Origin of the sequence: Streptomyces sp. NPDC051555 (genome assembly GCF_044454405.1) — a bacterium.
GTDB lineage: Bacteria > Actinomycetota > Actinomycetes > Streptomycetales > Streptomycetaceae > Streptomyces.
This window is the reverse complement of the sequence record NZ_JBITDP010000021.1, coordinates 1-5,531: the sequence shown is the minus strand read 5'-3', so window position 1 is coordinate 5,531 and position 5,531 is coordinate 1. Positions and strand designations below refer to the sequence as shown.

General features: G+C 71.5%; 8 protein-coding genes. 4 read left to right on the top strand and 4 right to left on the bottom strand.

The features are described 5' to 3' along the window. Positions 1-119 precede the first annotated feature (119 nt). Positions 120-821: a VIT family protein gene (locus ACIBEA_RS32700; protein ID WP_399266823.1), complete on the bottom strand. Its 702-nt coding sequence runs from the start codon at positions 819-821 to the stop codon at positions 120-122. 66 nt (positions 822-887) lie between these two features. Between ACIBEA_RS32700 and ACIBEA_RS32695 the strand changes: the two genes are divergently transcribed. Further along, positions 888-1,988, top strand: a complete 1,101-nt coding sequence (locus ACIBEA_RS32695) for a PP2C family protein-serine/threonine phosphatase (RefSeq protein ID WP_399266822.1) — start codon at positions 888-890, stop codon at positions 1,986-1,988. Between the two features lie 137 nt (positions 1,989-2,125). Further along, positions 2,126-2,470: a hypothetical protein gene (locus ACIBEA_RS32690; protein WP_399266821.1), complete on the top strand. Its 345-nt coding sequence runs from the start codon at positions 2,126-2,128 to the stop codon at positions 2,468-2,470. Positions 2,471-2,543: 73 nt separating this feature from the next. On the opposite strand, the gene ACIBEA_RS32685 is transcribed toward ACIBEA_RS32690, so the two are convergent. Then, entirely contained in the window at positions 2,544-2,798 is a 255-nt protein-coding gene (locus tag ACIBEA_RS32685) for a hypothetical protein (protein WP_354383481.1), read from the bottom strand. Between the two features lie 105 nt (positions 2,799-2,903). On the opposite strand from ACIBEA_RS32685, the gene ACIBEA_RS32680 reads away from it, so the two are divergent. Both ACIBEA_RS32680 and ACIBEA_RS32675 read left to right on the top strand, forming a co-directional pair. Continuing rightward, on the top strand, positions 2,904-3,275 hold the full coding sequence (locus ACIBEA_RS32680) for an ArsC/Spx/MgsR family protein (RefSeq protein WP_399266820.1): 372 nt from the start codon (positions 2,904-2,906) through the stop codon (positions 3,273-3,275). 59 nt (positions 3,276-3,334) lie between these two features. Beyond that, positions 3,335-3,838 (top strand): GNAT family N-acetyltransferase, encoded by a 504-nt coding sequence (locus ACIBEA_RS32675; protein ID WP_399266819.1) that lies wholly within the window; start codon positions 3,335-3,337, stop codon positions 3,836-3,838. Positions 3,839-4,437: 599 nt separating this feature from the next. Here the strand turns inward: ACIBEA_RS32675 and ACIBEA_RS32670 are convergent. Beyond that, positions 4,438-4,701 carry a helix-turn-helix domain-containing protein gene (locus ACIBEA_RS32670; RefSeq protein WP_399266818.1) on the bottom strand — a complete coding sequence of 88 codons (264 nt, stop codon included), beginning with the start codon at positions 4,699-4,701 and terminating at the stop codon, positions 4,438-4,440. Next, positions 4,701-5,186 carry a DUF2975 domain-containing protein gene (locus tag ACIBEA_RS32665; RefSeq protein ID WP_399266817.1) on the bottom strand — a complete coding sequence of 162 codons (486 nt, stop codon included), beginning with the start codon at positions 5,184-5,186 and terminating at the stop codon, positions 4,701-4,703. The genes ACIBEA_RS32670 and ACIBEA_RS32665 overlap by 1 nt, the downstream gene beginning before the upstream one ends. Between the last annotated feature and the right edge of the window lie 345 nt (positions 5,187-5,531).

The window sequence follows — 5,531 nt, the reverse complement described above, 5'->3', positions numbered from 1 at the left end:
CGGCCCCCGCCGGGCCCCCCCCCCGGGGGGCCCCCCCCGGGCCCCCCCCGCCCCCCCCCCCCAACCCCCCGGCGAGGCTGGATTCGGCCGGGCAGAAATGGGTCGGCCCAGGGCGAGGGCTAGGTGGCACCCAGCCAGGTGCCGACCGCGTAGGTCACGGCCATGGCCACCGCACCGCCCAGCACATTCCGAAGCACCGCCCGCGACACCCCCGCCGCCCCCAACCGCGCACTCACCCACCCGCACAGCGCAAGCGCGCACAACACCGCCCCCACCGTCACCGGCACCCGCCACCCCACCCCCGGCAGCACGATCGCCAGCAGCGGCAGCACGGCCCCGATCGTGAACGCGACCAGGCTCGCCAGCGCCGCGTGCCACGGGTTCGCCAGCTCGTCCGGGTTGATCCCCAGCTCCACCCGGGCGTGCGCCCGCAAGGCGTCCCGTTCCGTCAGCTGCTGCGCGGCCTCCAGCGCCACCTCCTCGCTCAGGCCGCGCGCCTCCAGCAGCCCGGCCAGCTCCGCCAGCTCCGCCTCCGGATCCTCCGCCAGCTCCCGCCGCTCCAGCTCCAGCGCGGCCCGCTCCGAGTCGCGCTGCGAGCTGACGGACACGTACTCCCCCGCCGCCATCGACAGCGAGCCCGCCAGCAGCCCGGCGACCCCGGCCGCCAAGATGGCCGAGCGGCTCGTCGTCGCCCCGGCCACGCCCACCACCAGCCCGGCCGTGGAAATGATCCCGTCGTTGGCCCCGAGCACCCCGGCCCGCAACCAGTTGAGCCGGGTGCTGATGGCCCCGCTCTGCGATCCCTCGTCATCGTGCGTCACGGGTCCACTCTCCGGCACGCGCCGGCCCGGCGTGCGCGCCCACGCCCCTGGCACCAGGGTGGAGAGGTGAGACGAGGACGCGAGCAAGCTGGCTGGCTGCGCGGGGAGCCCCCGCCGCGCTGGGCCCGCTTCGCGCCCGCCGTCGCCCTCGCGGTGCTCGTGGCCGCCCAGGCCCTGACCCCCGGCAACGTGGAGCTGGGGTTCTTCCTGGCCGGACTGCCCCCGGTGGCGGCGTTCTCGTACGGAGCGACCGGCACCGCGTTCTTCGCCGCCCTGGTCCTGGCCCTGCTCGGCCTGCCGGGCCTCGGCGTCGGTCACGCCCGGGGCACCGACCTCGCCACCGTGGCCGCGATCGGCCTGCTCAGCGTGGTCATCGCCTGGGTGCGCAAACGCCGGGACGCCCAGCTGGTCAGCGTCCGGACGGTGGCGGAGGCGGCCCAGCTCGCCGTGCTGCCGCCCGCACCGCCCGAGGTGGGCCCGGTCCGGTGCGCCGGGCTGTACCGGGCGGCCCAGCACGGCACCCTGGTCGGCGGTGACCTGTACGACGTACGGGCGGGCCCGCACGGGGTCCGCGCGCTCGTCGGGGACGTCCAGGGACACGGGCTGGCCGCGGTCGCCACGGTGGCGGCGCTGCTCGGCGCGTTCCGCGAGTCGGTGCTCGACGACACCGGCCTGGCGGCGGCCGCGGCCCGCCTGGACCGGCGCCTGCGCACCGACGCCGAGAACGCCTCGGACACCGAGCTGTTCGCGACCGCCCTGCTGCTGGAGTTCCCGCCCGCGCTCGACCTCGTACGGATCGTCTCCTGCGGTCACCCGCCGGCCCTGCTGCTGCGCCACGGCTCGGTCACCGAGCTGGCGGCGGAACCGGGGCCCCCGCTCGGGCTGGGCCTCTGGGACCTCGACCCGCCCCACATCGGCGTCACGGCCCTGCGCCCCGGCGACCGGCTGCTGCTGTACACGGACGGGGTGACCGAGGCGCGGGACGCGATCGGCGCGTTCTACCCGCTGGCCGACCGGGTGCCGGCGCTCCTGGCGGGCACCCCGGCAGACCTCGCGGGGCTGACGGAGGCCGTCTGGCGGGACCTGGTGCGCTTCACCGACGGCGGCCCGCGGGACGACGTGGCACTGCTCGTCCTGGCCGTCCCTGGAGCCGCGACGGGGCGGTAAGGGGGGTGGTGACGACTCGGTCCTGATCATGTGACCAAACAACGACAACAACCCATTTGGGCCTTTCCTCATGCTTCTCTCGGTGATCACAGCGCACCCACCACCACCATCACCGATCCGGAAGCCGGGGAACGACCATGAGGGCACCGCACAAGTACAAGAGGCGCATGGCCGCGATCGTGGCGGTCGCGGCCGCCACCGGGCTGCTGACCGGCGCGGTCTTCCTCGGCACGGACGACGACGCCGACGGCGCGACGGGCAGCCCGGGCAGCAACGGTTCCGTCATCGAGGCCCCGGCCCCGGGCCTGGTCTCCTCGGACCTCGTCCACGCGGCCGAGGACGGCGGAAAGGTGGTCGACCTGGCCCTCGACGACGGCGACGGTGACCACACCCAGTCCGTCGAGGCCCTCGGAAAGCTGCTGCCGTGGCTCAAGGAGCAGGGATACGGCGTCAGCTTCCCGAAGGCCCCCGGGACTGCGTAGCCCGTAGCCCGTAGCTCGTAGCCCGTAGCTCGTAGCTCGCAGTGGGGTCACCGTCACCGACGGCCGGTGGGGCTCAGCCGGCTTGGCGGATGAACGTCCGGACCATCCGGCAGGTGACGTTGGACGGCCGGTGGATGCCCACCCGCACCGCCATCGTCCGGATCTTCCGGTTCGTCGCGCGCTTGGCGTCGTACGTCCCCGTGTCGAGCAGGGAAATCGCCAGCCGCATCGCCTTGAGACGGCGGTTGTGGCTCTCGTACCACTCACGGGGCAGACCCGCGGGCAGTGGCTTCTTCTTGGGCATAGAAATGATCGCGGCAGCGGCCATCTACAGCCTCCCAAACGGTAGTTGGCTTCCTGTCGTGCTTCTTCGATTTTACTGGGGACCACTGACAAAAGCCCCTGGCCAGACCGCCCTCGTTAGGCTTCGGCCATGGAGATCTGGATCAACCCCGCCTGCTCGAAGTGCCGCAGCGCGCTCACCCTCCTCGACGCCGAGGGCGCCGACTACACGGTGCGGCGCTACCTGGACGACGTACCGTCCGAGGACGAGATCCGCGCGGTGCTCGACCGCCTCGGCCTGGAGCCGTGGGACATCACCCGTACGTCCGACCCGCTCGCCAAGGAGACCGGCGTACGGGAGCTGCCGCGCGAGGCGACCGACGCCGCGCGGGCCCGCTGGATCACCCAGCTCGCGGCGCACCCGAAGCTGATCCAGCGCCCGATCATCACGGCCGACGACGGCACCGCCCTCGTGGCCCGCACGGACGAGGCCGTCCGCGAGGCCCTCTCCCGACACGCCTGAACCAGGCGCGCCTAAACCCGCTGGCCAGGGGCGCTGGCGGGCGCGTAGCGTCGGTGCGCGTGACTCCCTCCCTGCGCACCGCACGCCTCGCCCTGGACCCGTACGCACCCGAGGACGAAGAGGACTTCGTCGCCCTGTTCCAGGACGAGCGGGTGTCGCGGTGGATGGGCGAAGGGCCCGTGCCGGAGGCCGAGAACCGGGCCCTGTTCGGGCGGATCTTCACGAAGGTCTACGCCGCGAAGCTCTTCGACGTCTGGGCCGTCCGCCGTGACGGCCGCCTCGTGGGCCACGCCGAAATCAAGCCCACCCCCGAGAGCGGCGGCCACGAGATCATCTACGCCCTCTCCCCCGACGCCTGGGGCGCGGGCCTTGGCACCGAGATCGCCGAGGCGCTCATCGCGTACGCCACCACCACCCTCGCCCTGACCGAGGTCCACGCCACGGTCGCCGCGGAAAACGCGGCCTCCCTGGCCCTGTTGACCCGCATCGGCTTCACGCACACCAAGGACATCCCCGAACCCGACGGCAGCACGACCCGGTTGTTGAGTCGGGGGCTGGTGTAGGGGGGCGAGGGGGCTGGGGGCTGGGCGGGGTGGGGGCGCGGCTTCGCCGCGGGGGCGGGGGCTTCGGGTGGGGCGGGGTCGGGGAGGTTCCGGGGGCTGCCCGTCAGTTCGACTGTCTCTCCGTGCCGGGGCGACCTGTCAAGGGCGCTCCTTCGTCGCGTCGCTGCGCGATGTCGCTCCGCTCCACCCTTGACAGGCCACCCCGTCACGGAAAGCCAAGAACTGTCGGGCGGCCCCCGGGGGAAGGCATGGGGGACCTGGACCACCGACCGGGGTTCCGGGCGATGAGCCGGAGGCTCTGAGTGCGGCCTCTGCCGCGCCCTCCGGGCGAACAGACAACGACCACAAGCGCCAAGCCACAAGCACGCCTTCAGATCGCTACGCGCTTCTCCGAGAGAAGCGTCTGCGGGCTGATTTGGGCTGGTGAGGGACGGTGAGTGGTGCGGGAGGGGGAAGCTCGGGCCCACCGAGCAGGAGTCGGGTGAGGTGACGGCGGGGACTCAATACCCCTCCAAGATGCCCGTTGTATGTTGGTTTGCGACCTACGCCTCGGGGTGGACGGTCACCAGCCTCCCCCATTACTCGGTCTCGCCGAGTTCTCACCCCTCACTGCCCGCAGGTGCGCCTCGAACGTGCCCTTGGTGGACGTCTGTGGGGGCGTCGCCCTCCCAGCGGAGCAGGTCGCCCGGCTGACATTCCAGTGCCTCACAGAGTGCGGCGAGTGTCGCGAAGCGCACCGCCTTGGCGCGGCCGTTCTTGAGCACTGCCAGATTGGCGGGGGTGATTCCCACCCGATCCGCGAGGTCACCCACGGACATCTTCCGCCTGGCCAACATCACGTCGATGTCGACGACGATCGGCATCAGATAACCTCATCCAACTCGGCCTGCATCTGCGACGCTTCGACGTCGCGCGCGACGGCTTGGGCGAGCAGCATCCGCAGCACGAGCACGATCAGCGCAACACCCAAGATGGCCAGGCCGATCCCGCCCATGATGACGGTGACACCGGGATCCTCACGCTGGTCGGGCGCGTTGATCGCGGTGACCGTGAACCACAGGAGGGAAAGCGCCACGATCGCACCGATCACGGCGTCCACGTATCGGAAGGCCGCGTGGGAGAAGACCGTTCCACGTCGCACCATCGTCACCAACCGCCACACACTGACCAGGGCAACCTGGGCCGCCAACATGCCCAGGACGACGATCACGCGCAGCGGAGTCAGCGGGAGCGCCTCATCGTCCGCGCCGGTGACCAGCACCCACACCATCCCCACCTGAACGAGCAAGGTGCCGGTGAGCAACACCCCGAGCACGGCTCGAAGCGCACTCACTGCCAATTTCCCCATGACCCATCCTCCCAGCCACCCATCAACCCATCGACTTACGATGTGAATCTATCGAAAATCGATAGATCAGGCAAGACGCTCCCCCACCCACAACAGCTCGCAGACGCTTCTCTCGGAGAAGCACGTAGCGATCTGAGGGCGTGCTTGTCGCTTGTGGTCGTCGTCTGTTCGCCCGGAGGGCGCGGCAAGGCCGCACTCAGGGCCGCTGCCTCATTGCCCGGAATCCAGTCGCGGAGGATCCGGTCCCCCCTGCCTTCCCCCGGGGGCCGCCCGACAGTTCTTGGCTTTCCGTGACGGGGTGGCCTGTCAAGGGTGGAGCGGAGCGACATCGCGCAGCGACGCGAC